The organism is Polyangium jinanense (assembly GCF_028435365.1).
This window is the reverse complement of record NZ_JAGTJJ010000016.1, coordinates 106,097-122,856: the sequence shown is the minus strand read 5'-3', so window position 1 is coordinate 122,856 and position 16,760 is coordinate 106,097. Positions and strand designations below refer to the sequence as shown.

Annotated in this window: 13 protein-coding genes; 5 read left to right on the top strand and 8 right to left on the bottom strand. The window is 67.6% G+C overall.

Annotated features, from left to right (window positions below; genetic code table 11):
- Positions 1-106: 106 nt before the first annotated feature.
- Positions 107-997 carry a hypothetical protein gene (locus KEG57_RS25285; RefSeq protein WP_272425579.1) on the top strand — a complete coding sequence of 297 codons (891 nt, stop codon included), beginning with the start codon at positions 107-109 and terminating at the stop codon, positions 995-997.
- Positions 998-1,021: 24 nt separating this feature from the next.
- On the opposite strand, the gene KEG57_RS25280 is transcribed toward KEG57_RS25285, so the two are convergent.
- Complete coding sequence (locus KEG57_RS25280) at positions 1,022-3,553, bottom strand: O-antigen ligase family protein (RefSeq protein ID WP_272425578.1); 2,532 nt, start codon at positions 3,551-3,553, stop codon at positions 1,022-1,024.
- A 180-nt stretch (positions 3,554-3,733) separates the two neighbouring features.
- Here KEG57_RS25280 and KEG57_RS25275 point away from each other — a divergent pair, with 180 nt between their 5' ends.
- Positions 3,734-5,191 carry a phage head spike fiber domain-containing protein gene (locus KEG57_RS25275; protein ID WP_272425577.1) on the top strand — a complete coding sequence of 486 codons (1,458 nt, stop codon included), beginning with the start codon at positions 3,734-3,736 and terminating at the stop codon, positions 5,189-5,191.
- Positions 5,192-5,314: 123 nt separating this feature from the next.
- Positions 5,315-5,665 (top strand): hypothetical protein, encoded by a 351-nt coding sequence (locus KEG57_RS25270; protein WP_272425576.1) that lies wholly within the window; start codon positions 5,315-5,317, stop codon positions 5,663-5,665.
- A gap of 21 nt (positions 5,666-5,686) precedes the next feature.
- On the opposite strand, the gene KEG57_RS25265 is transcribed toward KEG57_RS25270, so the two are convergent.
- The 7 genes from KEG57_RS25265 to KEG57_RS25235 all read right to left on the bottom strand — a co-directional run bounded on the left by KEG57_RS25265 (position 5,687) and on the right by KEG57_RS25235 (position 13,548).
- On the bottom strand, positions 5,687-6,313 hold the full coding sequence (locus tag KEG57_RS25265; RefSeq protein WP_272425575.1) for an acyltransferase: 627 nt from the start codon (positions 6,311-6,313) through the stop codon (positions 5,687-5,689).
- A gap of 18 nt (positions 6,314-6,331) precedes the next feature.
- A complete protein-coding gene (locus KEG57_RS25260) occupies positions 6,332-7,801 on the bottom strand; it encodes a glycosyltransferase family 39 protein (RefSeq protein WP_272458851.1) in 1,470 nt (489 codons plus the stop codon).
- Positions 7,802-7,824: 23 nt separating this feature from the next.
- Positions 7,825-8,094, bottom strand: a complete 270-nt coding sequence (gene secG, locus KEG57_RS25255; RefSeq protein WP_272425573.1) for a preprotein translocase subunit SecG — start codon at positions 8,092-8,094, stop codon at positions 7,825-7,827.
- 17 nt (positions 8,095-8,111) lie between these two features.
- Positions 8,112-8,903, bottom strand: coding sequence for a triose-phosphate isomerase (tpiA, locus tag KEG57_RS25250; protein WP_272425572.1), 792 nt, complete (start codon positions 8,901-8,903; stop codon positions 8,112-8,114).
- Positions 8,900-10,132, bottom strand: coding sequence for a phosphoglycerate kinase (locus tag KEG57_RS25245; protein ID WP_272425571.1), 1,233 nt, complete (start codon positions 10,130-10,132; stop codon positions 8,900-8,902). The genes tpiA and KEG57_RS25245 overlap by 4 nt, the downstream gene beginning before the upstream one ends.
- 4 nt (positions 10,133-10,136) lie before the next feature.
- Positions 10,137-11,159, bottom strand: coding sequence for a type I glyceraldehyde-3-phosphate dehydrogenase (gene gap / locus KEG57_RS25240; protein ID WP_272425570.1), 1,023 nt, complete (start codon positions 11,157-11,159; stop codon positions 10,137-10,139).
- Positions 11,160-11,454: 295 nt separating this feature from the next.
- Complete coding sequence (locus tag KEG57_RS25235) at positions 11,455-13,548, bottom strand: WD40 repeat domain-containing protein (protein ID WP_272458850.1); 2,094 nt, start codon at positions 13,546-13,548, stop codon at positions 11,455-11,457.
- A 579-nt stretch (positions 13,549-14,127) separates the two neighbouring features.
- Here KEG57_RS25235 and KEG57_RS25230 point away from each other — a divergent pair.
- Together KEG57_RS25230 and KEG57_RS25225 are read left to right on the top strand one after the other, a co-directional pair.
- Positions 14,128-14,901, top strand: a complete 774-nt coding sequence (locus KEG57_RS25230; protein ID WP_272458849.1) for a hypothetical protein — start codon at positions 14,128-14,130, stop codon at positions 14,899-14,901.
- A 3-nt stretch (positions 14,902-14,904) separates the two neighbouring features.
- Positions 14,905-16,743, top strand: coding sequence for an FG-GAP-like repeat-containing protein (locus KEG57_RS25225; RefSeq protein ID WP_272458848.1), 1,839 nt, complete (start codon positions 14,905-14,907; stop codon positions 16,741-16,743).
- Positions 16,744-16,760: the final 17 nt, after the last annotated feature.

Here is a 16,760-nt window from a genome sequence, read left to right as displayed (position 1 = left end):
AGGTCATGTCCTCCACGACCGCAGCAGCAACGTTCCGGTAAAACCGATTCGTTCCCCGACGAACCTATCCCTTGTCCTCGCCGCGCTCTCGCAGTAGAGCGCCCTCGTGCCTTCCCTCTTGCACGAGGCGATCATCGAGCTCTTCCGCAACCGTCCCGTCCTGGCGGCGGAGCTCCTCCACGAGGCCCTGCACATCCCGCTGCCACCGTTCACGGAGGCCCGGATTGCCTCGGCGGATCTGACGAACATCATTCCGCGGGAGCTTCGCGCCGATCTCCTTGTCTTGCTCCTCGATGATCAACCTGTCCTGGTCATCATCGTCGAAGCCCAGCTCCAGTGGGATCCGGACAAGCCCTTCGCCTGGCCTGCGTACGTCGCCGGGGCGCGAGCGCGTTACCGTTGCCCCGCGTGCTTGCTGATCGTCACGCCCGACGCGGCGCTCGCGGCGCGTCTTTCCCAGCCGATCGTGCTCGGCCCTGGACAGGCTTCCCTCACGCCTCTGGTCCTGGGACCCGAGGGGGTGCCGGTCGTGAAGGACATCGACGAAGCCAAGGAAAGGCCGGAGCTCTCGGTCCTCTCGGCCCTCGCGCACGGACGAACGGAGGGAGGGATTCCCATCGCCGTCGCGGCGCTCGCCGCGGGCGCGGGGCTCGATGCGGAGCGCGCGAAGCTTTACGCGGATCTCGTGCTATTTTCCCTGGGCGAAGCTGCCCGGATGGCCCTGGAGAAGCTCATGAGCATCCCGAACTATGAGTATCAAAGCGAGTTCGCCCGCAAGTACGTGCAGCAAGGGCGAGAGGAAGGGCGCGCGGAAGGAAGCCTCGAACCCGTTGTGCGCCTGTTCGAGCGACGGCTCGCCCGGCCGTTGACCAGCGACGAGCGTGAGAACCTCGCCACGCAGCTCCGCAAGGAGGGCGCCACCCGACTCACGGACATGGCTCTTGATCTCTCCGCGGCAGACCTCGCTGCCCTGCTCGTTGCGAACAAAGGGCGCTGAGCGTTCCCAGCAGCTCCCCCCTCGCTAGTGCGCGCCCAGCGCCCGCGCCCGCTCCTCCGCAATCCGCTTCCGCAGCTCCTCCGTCATTCCTCGTTTTTGCGCCACCCGTTCGAGCGCATCCGCCGCCTGCGCATGCGCGCCCGCGCGGCTCGCGGCGTCCGCGAGCGCGAGCCAGCGGGCTTCGGTCGGTTCCTCGCGGGCTGCGCGGGCGTAGAGCGTGAGCGCGGAGCCGCTGTCGCCGCGGTTCTCGCGGATGCGCGCGAGGAAGGACGCGGTCTCGGCGCAGGCGGATGCAGAGAGGCACGTCGCGGCGAGGAGGTCTTTGCTGGCCGCGTCGATGCGCGCGATGCCGGGGACGCGGGAGGCGATCTCGATGCGGGCGCGCAGGCATCCGACGCGATCCATGACCCGCGCACAACGCGCCGCGAGACGGGCCTCGGCGTCCTCGCTCTTGCCCTCGGTGACGAGCAACTCTGCGCGGATCCGGTCGGCCACGAAGTCCCCGGGGAACGCGGATTCGAGCGCGGCCGCATGGGCTTCGATCTCGCGCGCGCAGCGGGCGCGGTCGTCACACGTGCCCTTCGCGAGCGCGTCGAGCTGGGCGTTCGCGGCGCGCACGCGGGGGCCGTGGGCGCCGGGGTTTCGCGCGATTGCCTCGGCGTCGAGGCGCGCGCTCAGCGCGGCATGGCCGGCGTTGCGTGCTTGCACCGCGAGCTCGTCGAGCATGGGCGCGCCGGCTTTGCCTTCGGGAACGGCGCCGGAAAGCTCGTCGTAATCTTTCGAGATCCGCGCCGCGAACACGCCCGCGGGGCCGACGAGCGAGCCGTCTTGCGTGACGGCGATCCGCAGCTCGAGCAAGGCCTGGCGGCGCGCGCCGCGGCTCGTGAGGACCTGCGCGAGCAAAAGGTGCGCGCGGCCGTTGACGTGGCCTCGTTCGAGCGTGCGTTGCAGCCACGGGAGCGCGCTCTCGCGTTTGCCCTGGTAGGCCGCGAGCGCGCCGATGAGCGGGAAATAAGGCTCGGCCGGGTGGCGGCGCATCGCCGCGCGGAGCGCGCCTTTCAGCGCGTCGTGCGCGGCGGGATCCGCAGGGTTCGTCGCGTCGTAGGTCTTGCGGATCGCGTCGCGCTCGGCACCGACGTCGGGATGGCCGAACCGGAACGATGCGGCGGCGAGCGCGAGGCCAACGAGGAGCGTGAGGGCCGGCGCGAGGCGCGCGAGCTTGCCCGGGGCCTTCGCAGCAAGGCCGCCGGACGGGCGCGAGCGCGCGCGATCGCCCCACAAGGAGCCGAGTACCGTCGCGAGCGCGAAGCAGACGGCGGGGATCTCCAGCGAGAGGTCGGCGAGGTTCTGGAGGAGGACCACGACGACGCCCGTGAACGCAGACGCCGCGAGTCGGCTGCGCAAGGCGCCGAGGCGCGAGGGAGCGAGCGCCCAAGCGAACAGGACGAGCGCCGCGAGCGCGACGGGCGCGCCCCACTCGACGAGCCACTGCGCCGGGAAGTTCTCGACGTACGCGAAGACGACGTGGCCCGAGCTCTCGCGGTACGCGGGGAAGACGCTCTCGAAGGCGCCGCGACCGATGCCGAAGATCGGGTGCTCGCGCAAGACGGGCAGCGCCCAGAGCACCATCTGGAGTTTGTCGAGGTTCTTGTCGTAGAGCTCGAACCACGTGTCGCGCGTGCCGCCGAGCAGCGCGAGCGCAGCGCCGCCGAGGAGCGCGCCGCCGAGGAGAAAGCGGAGCGAGGGGTCGGTGGTGCGGGCGCTCGCGCCGCGGCGCGCGGCGCGGAGCCGGAGCAGGAGCGCGAGCAGGAGGACGCCGAGGATCAAGGCGATCACGCCGCCACGCGAGGCAGAGGTGACGTCGACGGCGACGAGGAACGCGATGCCCGAAGCGACGAGCCAGCGCGGCGCGATCGGATCGTGCATGAGCACGAGGCCCATGCCCGCGAGCGCGCCGAGGTTCAGGTACCCAGCGAGGGTGTTCGGGTTGATGAGCGGTCCGACGTGCCACGGCGGCAGCGAGACCGACGGCGTATAAAAGCCGTAGACCTTGGTCATGCCCGCGAGGCCGTGCACGACCGTGACGAGCGCGACGGCGAGGGCCGAGGCGAAGACGGTGGTGATGCCCGTGGCCGCGCCGCGACGCGCGGAGACGGCCGCCGAGGCGGTGAAGATCGCGGCGTAGGAGGACCACTTCAGGGCCTCGACGAGCGTGCTGCCCGGATCGAGCGACAGGCTCGCGAAGCGCGGGCCCGCTTCGCCGAAGGGCAGGAGCGCGCGCGACCAGACGTCGGCGTTGCCCGGCGCGATGCGCTCGAGCACGGCCATGGGCAAGGGCACGGCTTGCAGGAGCGTGTACGCGGCGAGGGCGATCGCGAGGATCGCGGGCAAGGCGAGGGAGATCGATCCCTTGCGCTCTTGCTCGCGGCGAAGCGCGAGCGCGGCGGCGACGAAGGCGAAGGGCGCGAGGAGGGCGACGACACGGACGTGGACGCCGCCGAGCGCGAGCGCGGAGCTCGCGACGGTGAAGGCGACGAGGGCGGCGAGGGCGCGCACCGAGCCAGGCCTTCCGCGATCTCGGCTGGGGCTCGGTCGGGAAGTGGGAGGCATCCGAAGCTCGTGATCCGGGCGTGCGGGCGTGGCGCCAGTGTATCGCAGAACGATCGACCGCCGGGGCGCGAGATGTCGCCGCGCGTTCGTTGACGCCGGGCCGTGTTCCGCCGAGGATCGCTGGTCATGGAACGTGCGTCTTGCCGCGGGCGTCGCGGCCTTGCTTCCCTTGGAATCTCCGGCATCGCTGCGCTCGTGACGGGCGTCTGGCTCGGCGGGTGTGGCCTCGATGAGCTAGGGTCGGCGCCGCCGGGACAAGCGTCGTCGTCGTCCGCAGGCGGGAGCGGCGGTGACGGCGCGTCCGTGGGACCGGGCGGGACGGGCGGCGTCGGTGGGACGGGCGGCGCGGGCGGGGTCGCGGTGGGTGGAATGGGCGGCACGGGTGGAATGGGCGCCGGTGGAATGGGCGCCGGCGGAACGGGCGGCGCGGGCGGCGGGCCGGTGGTCATCCGGGAATGGGCGGCGACGCAGCCGGACCTCGGGGCCTCGACGCCTCCGACGTATTCGTTCCCGGACGGGTGGCTGGAGATCAAATGCGACACGATCAATCGGACGTCGCAGTTTGGCCCGCACTCCATTCGACGGCCTTACGGCGCGAATGCCGCGCGTCCGCGCAACGTGGGCAAGGGCTGGGGGCTCAGCGTGGAGAGCGTGCGGACGAACAAGCTCAGGAACAGCGATTCATGGAAGGGGACGGGCTGGGACAAGAACACGACGTACGGCATGGGCGAAGTCTCCGGCCAGTCGGATCCGGCAAACGAAATGCAGGCGGTCCTGTTCGACTCCCCCCCATCGCTCAGCGGGAAACAATCCTCGTACACGACGACGGGCGGGACCGGCTATTCCACGGCCTGGCTCAAGGGCAACGGGATGTTCGGGCCGTTCTCGCGGTTGGTCGTGGATCCCGACCCCGACAAGAACTGGCCGACCTCGGCGGTGATCGATGTGAACGATGGAATGGCGTGGCGACGCTACGAGCTCTCGAATGTCAGCGGCTACTTTCGACTGGAGACGCGGGGCGATAGCGACGGCGATCCGTTCCCGATTCTCGCGGACAAGTCCGTTTTCGCGTACGGGGCGCAGCACGAGCTCAACGTGAAATACCCGTCGAGCTACATCCCCACGCTGGAAGCCGAGCGGACGCGCGAGGCCGACATCCTGCGCACGAGCTTCGCCGCGTCCCTCCTGCCGGGAGGCTCTTTCCACGTGATCTTGAAGATCGCGCCGAACTACGCGTCGACGGAGAACGTATCCGACGAGCACCACCTCCTCTACATGTCGAACAGATTCGGTCTTTGGCTCGACCTCAAGAACTCGAAGGTGGTCCTCGAATCGGACGACAATCAGCTCGCGGGCCCGACGGGCGTCACGTGGAGCCGGGACCAGGAGCTCGTGGTGGAGGCCAAGGTCACGAGCGCAGGGCGATTCCTCTCCCTGAAGAACGCGTCCGGGGGGAACTTCGAGGTGAGCGACGTGGTGGCGACCCCCTGGCCCACGAACCTGCCCATCTACATCCTCAGCCGCGATACGGGCGCCCAGGAATGCGCGGATCTTCGTTCGGTCGCCTTCTACCAGCCAAACTAATCGTCGCGCGGCGACGTAAATGTATCGCGTTGCTGAAGCAGGATTCGGCTGAAAATCGGTCCCCGTGCGCTTGACGCGACCTCGCGCCGTGCGCAAAGAGACCTGGCTCTCCCGGAGAACCAAATGAGCAAAACTCTCGCGGTTGTTCTCGCACTCGGTGTTTGCGGCGGCGCCGGCGTGGCAGCGTTCGCCTACATGAAGAAGCCCGAGCGCGCTGCCTGCGTGCGTATCGCCGATCTCTGCGGTGAAAAAAACGGGACGAAGGACGACCTCGACAAGTGCGTCGAGGAGGTCGAGCAGTGGCGCAAGGTCGCCGGCGACGAGCCGGTCGACAAGGGCATCCAGTGCGTCGACGACGCCAAGACCTGCGGCGAAGCCATGGGCTGCGTCGCAGGTGCCGGCATGAAGGGCTTCCAGAACGTCGTCGACGACTTCTTCAAGGGCCTCGGCAAGGGCCTCGGCGGCAGCAAATAGCCCCGAACCGCCCTCACTCCGTCAAGATCGCACGTACGGCTTCCCGAGGTCGCGCCCGCCCGACGGCAAGGGCGCATCCTCGGGAAGATCCAGGCAACGGACGAGCCCCTCCTCGATCCGGTATCGATATCCACTCTCCGGACAAATCATGATCCCATCGGGCCCAGGCCTGCCGAGCTTCTGCCCGTGCCGGCTCATGAACCCCGTGCGCCGCGCAGGGACGCCCGTCATGAGCGCATAATCGGGGACGTCGCGCGTGACGAGCGCGCCCGCGCCGACGAAGGCATGCCGGCCGATGGTCGTGCCGCACAGGATCGTCGCATTCGCGCCGATGGTCGCGCCGCGGCGGATCAAGGTCTTTTCATAGAGGCCGCGGCGATCGATTTCCGCGCGCGGGTTCGTGACATTCGTCAGGACGCACGAAGGGCCGAGAAAGACCGAATCCTCGACGATCGTGCCCTCGTAAAGGGAGACGTTGTTCTGGATCCGGACGTCGTCCCCGACGATGACGCCGCTCGCGACGAAGACACCCTGGCCGAGCACGCAGCGCTTGCCAATGCGAGCGCCCGGCATGACGTGGCAGAAATGCCAGATGCGCGTGCCTTCGCCAATGGAGGAAGGCTCGTCGACATAGGAGGAAGGGTGCACGAAAGGAGCTTGCATCAATCAGCGGCTCCCTTGCTCCCAGAGCCCGAACGGGCCATGCACGGCGCGCGGCGGGCCGAGGACGGCCGCCGCAGGGCTCGCCGTGCGCCCGAGGAGGAAGCGCGCGCGGGCTTCGGCGAGGCGGCGCGGGAGGCCGTCGGGGGCGTCGAAGGTCGAGGCGGAGGCGGGTTTGCGAGGATCGAGGTCGCGATCGAGGACGACGTCCTCGGGGCGGCCGAGGGCGGCCGTGATGGCGAAATGGCCGTAATCGCGGACTTCGACGAGGATACGCTCGCCCGGGGGGACGAGCTCGCGCGCGGCGGCGCCGATGGCGACTTCGTCCGTGCGCGGGACGAAGTCCTCACCGCGGAACCAGCGGCGGACGATGACGAGGCTGAAGACGAGGAGAGCAATGGCCGCCGCGCCAGCGCCGAGGCGGGCATTGCGGCCGGCGCGCGGGAGCAACGTGGCCGCGAGGTCCCCGACGAGGAGCGCGCAAAGGAGGAGGCCAACGAGGAGGGCACGCTCGGGGTGATGGGTCGGGGCACCGTCCTTGACGAGCGCCGCCGAGAGGGTGACGAGCTGGAAGAGGGCGAGAGCGAGCGGGCGCGCATAAGGGCGGAGGGTTTCGCGGGCCCATGCGCGGAGCGAAGGGAGCGCGGCGAGGGCGAGGAGGATGGCGAGCGCGCTGAAGAGCTCGGGCTCGTGGCGGGCCATCGCGACCGGGTAGGCGAAGAGGCGCGCGAGAAGCGCGTCGGCATCACCGCCGAGGGCGCGGCGATAGGCGGCGACGCGATCGAGGGAGTCGAAGGCGCTGCCGCGGGCAAAGTGGTTCCAGAGAACCCAGAGCAGAGGGCCGAGGAGCGCGAGGGCCGCCGCGAGGATGAAGAGGACGCGGTGTTTGCCGGAGCGTTCGCGATCGCGGAGGGCGTCGAGGCCGGTGAGCGCAGCAAACGCGGCCGCGATGGGCCAGACGTCGTACCGAGAAAGGGTGGCGCCGAGGAGCGCGAGGCCGCCGAAGAGGCGCGCGCGAGGTTCGCGTGGGCCGACGAGGGAGGCCATCGCGAAGAGGGCGAGCGCGGCGGTGGGGAGCTCGGGGACGGTGGCGACGCCGAGGCGCGCGCTCCAGGGGAAGACGGCCGCCAGGACGGCGCCGAGGAGGGCGGCCGTTCTGTTCTTCGTGAGGCGCTCGGCCGCGAGCGCGACGAGCACGGCCGAGAGGACGCCGAGGACGAACGCCGTGACGCGCGCGACGAGGAGCGTACGTCCCGCGCCGATCATGGCGGCGCCCGTGATCCAGAACGGGAAGGGGAGCCAGCTCGTGCCGGTCGGATCGAGCTTCGGTGTGTGGGCGAAGTCCTGCGCGATGACGACCCGCGCGAAGTCGTCGTCGCTGACGGCGCGGAAGCCCGTGGCGATCACGATCGCCACCGCGGTCACCTTGACGAGCGCAACGAGGCCGAGATCGCGCCTCTCTAGCAACGCGGGCAAGTGGATCCGCCTCGGGCGCGGAATTACTTCGGCTGCGAGGTCTCGAACTGCTTGAGCTCGCGATCACCCGCCGAGGACAGGTACGCGAGGGACATGCTGGTGAGCATGAAGATCGCGGCGCAGATCGCGGTGAGGCGCGTCATGAAGTTGCCCGCGCCGCGGCCGCCGAAGACCTGCGCGCCGCCGCCGAACGACGAGCCGAGGCCTCCGCCGCGGCCCTGCTGCAGGAGCACCACGAGGATCAGGAAGATACAAACGATGACGTGGATGACGTTGAGCAGAGTGGTCAGCATCGGCGCACGGCGACGTTCTACCCTCGTTCAGCGGCTTCCGCCAGCCGCTCGGCGCTGTCGATGATCTTGCCGAAGCCAGACGCGTCGAGGGAGGCGCCGCCGACGAGGGCACCGTCGACGTCCGCCTGCCCGAGGAGGCCCTCGGCATTGTCAGCCTTCACGCTGCCGCCGTAGAGGATGCGCGTGGAGGCGGCGAGCTCCTCCGAGACGCTCGCGCAGAGTTCGCGGATCTTCGCGTGGACCTCCTGCGCGTCCTCGGGCCTTGCGACCTTGCCCGTCCCGATCGCCCAGACCGGCTCGTACGCGATGACCCCGAAGCCAGGGCGCTTGCCGAGCTCGTCCAGGAAAGCGCGCGTCTGGCGCTCGACGACCTCGAGCGTCTTTCCAGCTTCGCGCTCCTCCAGGGTTTCGCCGACGCAGGCGATCGGGTGGAGCTCGGCGCGGATCGCGGCGGCGATTTTTCGCGCGATGAACTCGTCCGTCTCGCCGAAGAGCTGCCGGCGCTCGCTGTGACCGAGGATGACCCAGGTCGCGCCGGAGTCCTTGAGCATCGGCGCGCTGATCTCGCCGGTGAAGGCGCCGGCGGGCTCGGGGTGCATGTTCTGCGCGCCGAGCATGACCGCGCTCTTCGACTCCCAGAGCTCGTGTGCGGCCGCGGCGAGCGCCGTGAACGGCGGGCAGATCACGACGTCGACGCGGGCCGAGCGGCGCGCCGCCTCGACCACGCTGACGGCCAGGCTGCATGCATCCTGGCCGCCGGCGTTCATCTTCCAGTTGCCCGCGATGAGAGGGCGGCGCGCGACGTTCACGACGCTTCCTCCGCCACGGCCGAACGAAGCGCCTCGACGCCCGGCAGCTTGCGGCCCTCGATGAGCTCGAGCGCAGCGCCGCCGCCCGTCGAGATGTGACCCATGCCCTTCGCGATCTCCTCACCCGCCGCGCGCACGGCCGCCGCGCTGTCGCCGCCGCCGACGACGGTGAAGCCATCGGCGCGGCTCATGATGCGCGCGATCTCGAAGGTGCCGTTCGAGAACGGCTTCGATTCGAAGAGGCCCATCGGACCGTTCCAGAAGACGGTCTTCGCGCGCTGGATCGCGTTCCCGAAGAGCTCGACCGTCTTCGGGCCGATGTCGAGCGCCATGGTCCCGTCGGGGATCGCGTCGACACTCACGGCCGTGCCGTTCTGCGCGTCGAGGCTCTTGGCCACGACGACGTCGACGGGCAGGAGGACCGACGCGCCGCGATCACGCGCCTTCTGCAGGATCGTGCGGGCGAGCGGGAGCTTGTCGTCCTCGATCTTGCTCGACGCGACCTTCTTGCCTTGCGCCGCGAGGAACGTGTTCGCCATGGCGCCGCCGATGCAGAGCGTGTCGACGACGTTGAGCAGCGACTCGACGACGGCGATCTTGTCCGAGACCTTCGCGCCGCCGAGCACCGCGACGTACGGCTTCTCGGGACGATCGAGCAGCCGAGCGAGCGAGCGCAGCTCCTTCAGCATGAGCAGGCCCGCGGCGCGATCGCGGATCATGCGAGGCAGGGCGTGCACCGAGGCGTGCGCACGATGCGCCGCGCCGAACGCGTCGTCGACGTAGATGTCCGTGAGCTCGGCGAGCTGACGCGCGAAGTTCTCGTCGTCCTTCTCTTCCTCTTCGTGGAAGCGGAGGTTCTCGAGGAGGCAAACCTGGCCCGCGCGCAGGTCGTGCGTGACCTTCTTCGGGCCGTCGCCGACGCAGTCGTCGGTCAGGTGCACCTCGTAGCCCGTGAGCTCCGCGAGGCGCGCGCCGGCGGGCTCGAGGGAACAGCCCTCGTGCTTGCCCGGCTTCGGTCGTCCGAGGTGCGAGGCGAGGATGACCTTCGCGCCCGCCTCGACGGCGAGCTTGATCGTCGGGATCGACTCGCGGATGCGCGCGTCGTCGGTGATCGCGCCCGTCTTCTTGTCGAGCGGGACGTTGAAGTCGACGCGGATGAAGACGCGCTTGTTGGCGAGTCCGGAGTCCTTGGCGAGGTCCTCGATCGAGCGAATGCCGGTGAGCTTCATGGTCTCACACGCCCTTCGCGGCCATGAGCTTGGCCAGGTCGATCATGCGGTTCGAGAAGCCCCACTCGTTGTCGTACCAGGAGAAGATCTTCGCGAACCTGTCGCCGATGTGCTGCGTGAGCGTGGCGTCGAAGATGCTCGAGTGCGGGTTGCCGATGTAGTCGCCCGAGACGAGCTGGAGCTCGGTGTACTCGAGGATGCCCTTCATCGGGCCCTCGGCCGCGCGCTTCATCGCGTCGTGGATCGCGTCCTTTGAGAGCGGCTTCTCCGTCTCGACCGTGAGATCCACGAGCGAGACGTCGACCGTCGGGACGCGGATCGCCTGGCCGTCGAACTTGCCCTTGAGCTCCGGGATGACTTCGCTCAGCGCCTTCGCCGCGCCCGTCGACGAGGGCACCATGTTCACCGCCGCCGCACGCGCGCGTCGCAGATCACCCTTGCGGTGCGGGAGATCGAGGATGTGCTGGTCGTTCGTGTACGAGTGGATCGTCGTCATGAGGCCACGCACGATCCCGAAGTTGTCGAGGATGACCTTCGCGACCGGCGCGAGGCAGTTCGTCGTGCACGAGCCGCACGAGATGACGCTGTGCTTGGCCGGATCGTACTGGCCCTCGTTGACGCCCATGACGACGGTGAGGTCGTGGCCCTTGGCAGGCGCGCTGATGATGACGCGCTTGGCGCCCGCGTTCTGGTGCGCGATGGCCTTCGACTTGTCGGTGAAGAGGCCCGTGCACTCGAGGACGACGTCCACGCCGAGGTCCTTCCACGGCAGCTCCGCGGGATCCTTCTTCGCGAGGACCTGGATGCGCTTGTCGTCGAGCGCGATGTAGCCGTCGCCGTGGCTCACCTTCGCCGCGCGGAACTCGCGATGAATGGAGTCGAAGCGCAAGAGGTGCGCGAGCGTGCCGGCGTCCGTGAGATCGTTGATCGCCACGATCTCGAGATCCTTCTCGCCGCGCTCGACGAGCGCGCGCACGATGCAGCGACCGATCCGGCCGAACCCGTTGATTGCAATCCTCGTCGCCATCGGAGACTCCTGGAAAAAGTGTTGAACGGCGCGATACGTAGTCAGGGGGCTTCGCAGGGTCAAGCGACAGTAGTGTGGCGAACGTCACGGTCGGACGTTGAGGGGGCGGAAAGGGAGTTCAGGAGGGCAAGGGGGCTCGGTGAGCGAGTGGCAGCCGAGGTGGGCGGGGCGAGGGGGTGTTGGGCGCGAGAGGGAAGGGAGGGGGCGCGGGCGGGGGGTGGGATCCTGTGAGGTGGAAGGGTGTTTCCCGCGGCGAGGGGGGAGCTTCTCGGGGAGGAGAGGGGCTTCTCCGACGTCAAGGCGGAAACGACTCGTCGAGGGAAAAGCGAAAGAGAGCGCCCCGTTGCGTGTAAACGAGAAGCTCGCGAGCTGGATCGGCGAACGCGATCATCTCCGCTTGATCGAAACGCGGGCCGAAGTCCATTTCGGCGAGCAACGCACCTGTCCGCGTATCGTAAATGAGCAACCTCTGGCTCTCTTCCCAGGGCAACAACGTGGGCACGACAGCTATGAGATTGCCGCTGGGCGAAAACTGCGTCTTCCAGAACCATCCGAAACGAGGCCAGTGCCCGGAGAGTTTCACCGCATGCCCATCGGACTGATTCAATACCCAGAACGGGTCGGATGATCCCCTTATCAGGGCGAGGGTACCCCTCCGCGTCTTGGTCACGGAGCTCGTCAACGCTTCCATCGGCACGGGAGGGCCTGCATCCTCGAGCTTCACGCTTACCTTGGTCGTGTGTTCGGCGGCGTAATTTTTCTCCTCGGCATGGCGAAAGGGACCTACGCCTCCGGTGATGGGATCAATCGGGAAGTAGCCCCCCGGCTTTGGGGGTGAACGGTACTCCAATTCTGGGGGAATATCATTTGAATGGTCATAGAAGAATCTGCCTCCGCCTGCGGTTCTCAGCAGGGTCGTCAAGACACCATCGTTTGCCCGCCAGACCGCGAGGGAGCTGGGTTTCCTCCCCCACGAGTTCATCGTAAATTCTCCGATTTTAATCTCGGCCGAGAGTGATTCGTTGCCCGTCCAATGTTTCACGAAAGTTATTTGGGCGTTCTCTGGAACCCTCAGCTTTACGCATTTCCCATCGCCGAGCATTCTTGTGCCGTTGCCCATGCTGTGTGTCGCGACGAAGTGCGTGGCCCCTGGAAGCAGGGCAAAAACCGCGCCCCCGGGAGCGCTCGTCAAGTAGGACTGCGTGTCGATGGACAACAAGCCAAGGCGTTCTCTGGCGTCGGCCCTCGTCACGAGAATATCCGAGCCCGGAAGAACACTATGGATGAGGACATCCGGCTTGAATTTTTCGCGACCTGTGCTCGCGTCGATGATGGTAATGTCCTGTTTGATCGTCTGGAAGAGATAACGCCCGGAGCCCGTGAATTCCATGTCACGAAAGAAGCCCTGGTTCTTCCGCCAGCGCTGCTTTCCGGAGCGCACATCCCAGACGGTCACGAAACCGGCGGACGCCTTGTATTTGAGGTCGCTCGGCAGCCCACGGGACAAAGCTTCTTCGAAATGCCGGGAAAACCATGTCACGGCGGCGCTTCCGTCCGGGGAGAGCGCGACCTTGTCGGCTCCTCCCACGTCGGCGACTTCGCCCAAAAGCTCGCCCGTGTCCGTGGACCACACGCGGAGGCCCGTGGTCAGCGCCGCGAGAGCGCGACCATTCGCACTTGGCGCCACGTCGACCAGCGCCGATCTCCCGTTCACGACCAGCCGGATGGGTCCGGTGGAAGCCTCGGTTGAGAGAGGATTCACGGAGAGCTCCCAGCGATCGGCAACCCAGGTCGTCTTCACCCAAACGCGACCGACCTCGACCTCGGGGGAATTGTTGAATCCTTGCAGGCTGAGCCACCGCTCCCCATCGGGGAAAAGCCACGCTCGCGGCGCCGGAGGTTTTTGAGAGTTCAGGACCTTGGTCAGCGCCTTGGGGTGCACCTCGGCGAACCGGAAGACGCTCGTGAAGTTCCACTCGGAACTCACATATCCATCGAGCGCGGGGCGAGGAAATTTGGTGATCGGTGGCTGCGGATAATTGGAAAGCTTATCATTAATGAGCGGCATGGTCCACACCGCGTCTTTGTCTTCGTCGGTTCCTTCTCCGCTCATGAGGTCGACGCGGCGAAACCCTGTCTTTGTTTTGAAGATCCCTGTGCGCCCGTCCGGCGTGATCATGAGGGGCCACAGTTCGGCACCCGGCGGGAGATCAATCACGCGACGGAGCGTCAAGTCGGCCACATCCCACACAAATAGCCCGTGGCCTATGGTGAACATGCGCTTGCCGTCACGCGTCGCAAAGTAGCCGATGCCAGGCGTGACGCGGTCGTCACCGCCCACGGCGAGGAGTTTGACGTGGTCCCCGCCGAGGGTGACGCGTGGCATCACCCACGTATCCATACCCGGGCCGTCGACAGGGCGGAGCGTAAAGGCGTTCTCCGTGTTGTCCTTGCACGGTTCCGGCGGCGTTCCAGGGTGCGTGACACTCAATAGGAAGACAGGTCCGGGAGAAGAGGCGCACGAGGCAGGCGCCATCAGGAGCATCCCCGCGAGAAGCGCGCACGCATGGGGTCGTTCGGAGCAGACCATAACCGCACTCTCGCATGTCGGAGGGCGTGTTCCCAGGGCAGAAGGAGGCGTTTCGCCGGGGCGCCGCCCCGGACCCCGCGGGGGCTATCCGCCCCTCGACCCGGACCAGGGCAAGCCCTGGACTCGGGGTGGAAGAACTGCGCTCCGCGCAGTTCTTCCAACGGGCCCGTTGGCAATCGAAAGGGCAGCGTGGCTGTCTTGATTGGCAGGGTCGTAGCCTGTTCGATGAACTGCGCATCGCGCAGTTCATCGACCCTGGGTCCAGCCCCTGGCTGGTCCGGGTCCAGGGGCGGATAGCCCCTGGTGGGGCCTGGGGCAACGCCCCAGCGCGGCGGCTTCGCTCTTGACAGTGCGCTCTTTCCCGTGCGGACTGGCCGTATGGCAAAGCAGGTTACGGATCGACAAGGCGCTGTTGCGCTCGTCGCGTCGGCGGCGGACACGCACGCGGTGCGGTTGCAGCAGAAGTTTCAAGCCATCTTTGCGGAGCATTTGAGGCCGGGCGAGGTGATGCCCGACGTCGGGCTCGTCGCGAACCTCATTGGAAGGCGGCTCGGCGCGGTGAATACGGCGCTCGTCGAGAAGAGCGACGCGTACGACAGGGAGCTTTCGGATGACGCGGGCCCGCGTGAACGGCGCGACGAGGCGGCGGCGAGGTTGACGAGCGAAATCGTGGAGATTCGCGGCACCCTCGAAGCGGCTTACGGCCCGGCCGTGCTGCGCGAGCTTGGGCTCGACGGCAAGACCGAGGTCGAGCCGAAGGCGATTCTGGCGAAGGCGAAGCGGCTCGTCGACGAGCTTGGACGGCCCGTGAGTGCCTGGCCCAAGCCGCGACGAAAGGGGGTGATGCTCGACCCGGCTGCGTGGGTATCCGACCTCTTGGGGCCAATTGCGACGCTGGAGCAAGCTTTGGCCGACGTGGCGCGCGAGGCGCGCGAGGCGCAGGCGGCGAGCGATGCGAAGGCCACGGCGATGGCCCACAACGACGACGTATTTGCGCGCTCTGCGGGTTGTCTCTCGGGGCTCTTGCGCCTCGTCGAGGAGGACACGCTGGCGCGGCAGGTGCGTCCGTCGGGGCGGCGTCCGGGTCGGGTGGCGGAGCCGGAGGAGTCGGCGGGCGGGGAGGAAACGAGTCCGGAAGGGCAAGAGGCCTGAAGCATGATCGGACGCACGATCCTTCTCTTCGGCCCCGCGATGGTCCTCGCCGCCGCGTGTGGATCCGACGTCCCCGATTCCCCGCCGAGGCCGCTGCCCGACGATTGTTCGAACCCCGCGGTGCGTGATGCCCTCGGGGATCAGTCCGCAGGGCACAAGACGTTACGCGTCCGCGCGCGGATCGCCACGAATGCCGCGGGGGAGCTGGCCGTCCCGACGTCCCGGCCCATGTTCGACATGGTCACCCTCAATGCGCATTTCGCAGCGGCCAACATTCAGTTCCTGCTGGTGGACGTCGAGAAGCTCCCCCCGGACGACGCGCTCTACGACATCCCGTACGGCGCGAGCCCCCTCTGCGGGGGCGATCTGAGCTCGCTCTCCGACGACGCGATCCCGATCCTCTATGTGAACACGATCGACTTCGGGAACGGCAACATGTATGGCGGCAAAGGGAATCATTGCGGCGCCATGATGACCGTATACACCTCGTATGCGATGTTCGGTGATCTCCACGGCGACTTCTCGGACCCGGAGACGCTCACGCACGAGATCGGCCACGTCCTCGGCCTGAGCCACACGCATGAGTGCTATGAGAATGCCGATTATCCCGAGGATCCGAAGCTCAACGGGGACCTCGTCGCGGACACGCCGTACGATCCGGGGCCCGTCGGCGACTCGCTCCTCTCGTGCGCGGGCGGCGCGCTTCCAGGTCAGTGTACGATGGACGCGAATTCGTGTGCCGTGGATTGCGCCGACGGATCGACGCCCGACGTCCGCAACTTCATGTCCTATTTTCAGGGATGCCGGAGCCACTTCTCCGCCGGACAGGCGGTCCTCATGCGGTGCGACGTCGAGAAGGTGCACCCGGGCGCGCGGTGCGAAAATCGGTGGGCCGAGGGCTTCGGAGAGGAGTGGGAGGGGTCCCCAGCCTTCGATGATGGCTACAAGAGCTGGCACATCGCCGACGTGGACGGCGACAAGAAGGCCGATGCCATCCTCCATTACGTCGACTCGGCGCCCGTCGCCTGGGAGGTCGCGCTCTCGAACGGCACGTCGTTCGATCAAGGCTCGGTATGGAGCGCGGACCATGGCGTCTCCGCAGACGGCGCGGTCGGGGACGTGGATGGAGACGGGAAAGCGGACGCCATCGCCGTCAGCGAGGAGGGCACCTGGTCCGTGGCGCGCTCGACGGGGACGTCATTCGCCGAGCCTTCGATCTGGGTCGAGCAATTGCCGGGCGGGTACCCCTACAGACGGCCGCTCGCCGCTGATGTGAACGGCGATGGCAAGGCCGACGCCGTGTCGTTCGATGACGAGGCGGGGAGATGGTCCGTGGCGCTGTCGACAGGGACCTCCTTTTCGACGCCCGCGCCCTGGATCGAAGGATTCGGCGCAGGTTCGGCGGGCCAATTCCTCGCCGATGTGGACGGCGATGGCAAGGCCGACGCCATCAGCTTCTCGGGCGACGATATGTTCACTCCGAGGTATTTCTTGCACGTGGCGCGCTCGACCGGGAGCTCGTTCGAGCCGCCCACGTTGTGGTTCGAACGGCAAGGCAGGACCGAAGACGTCGATATGCTCTTCGCGGACATCGACAAGGACGGGAAGGCCGACGCGATTCGGTATCTTCAGTGGATCGCAGCCTGGTACGTCAACCTCTCGACCGGGACGAGCTTCGCGGAAGGTTACGGAGCCGCCGGCGGCCTCGGCCAGGGGATCTGGTTTCCCGGCTTCGAGGACCAGGCCTTCGGCGCCGCGGGCGACGTGGACGGCGACGGCAAGGCGGACCTCGTCGCGTTCGACTGGCGCAAGGCGGTCTGGACGACGAACCTCTGCCGATAGCGAGAAGCCCCTTGACA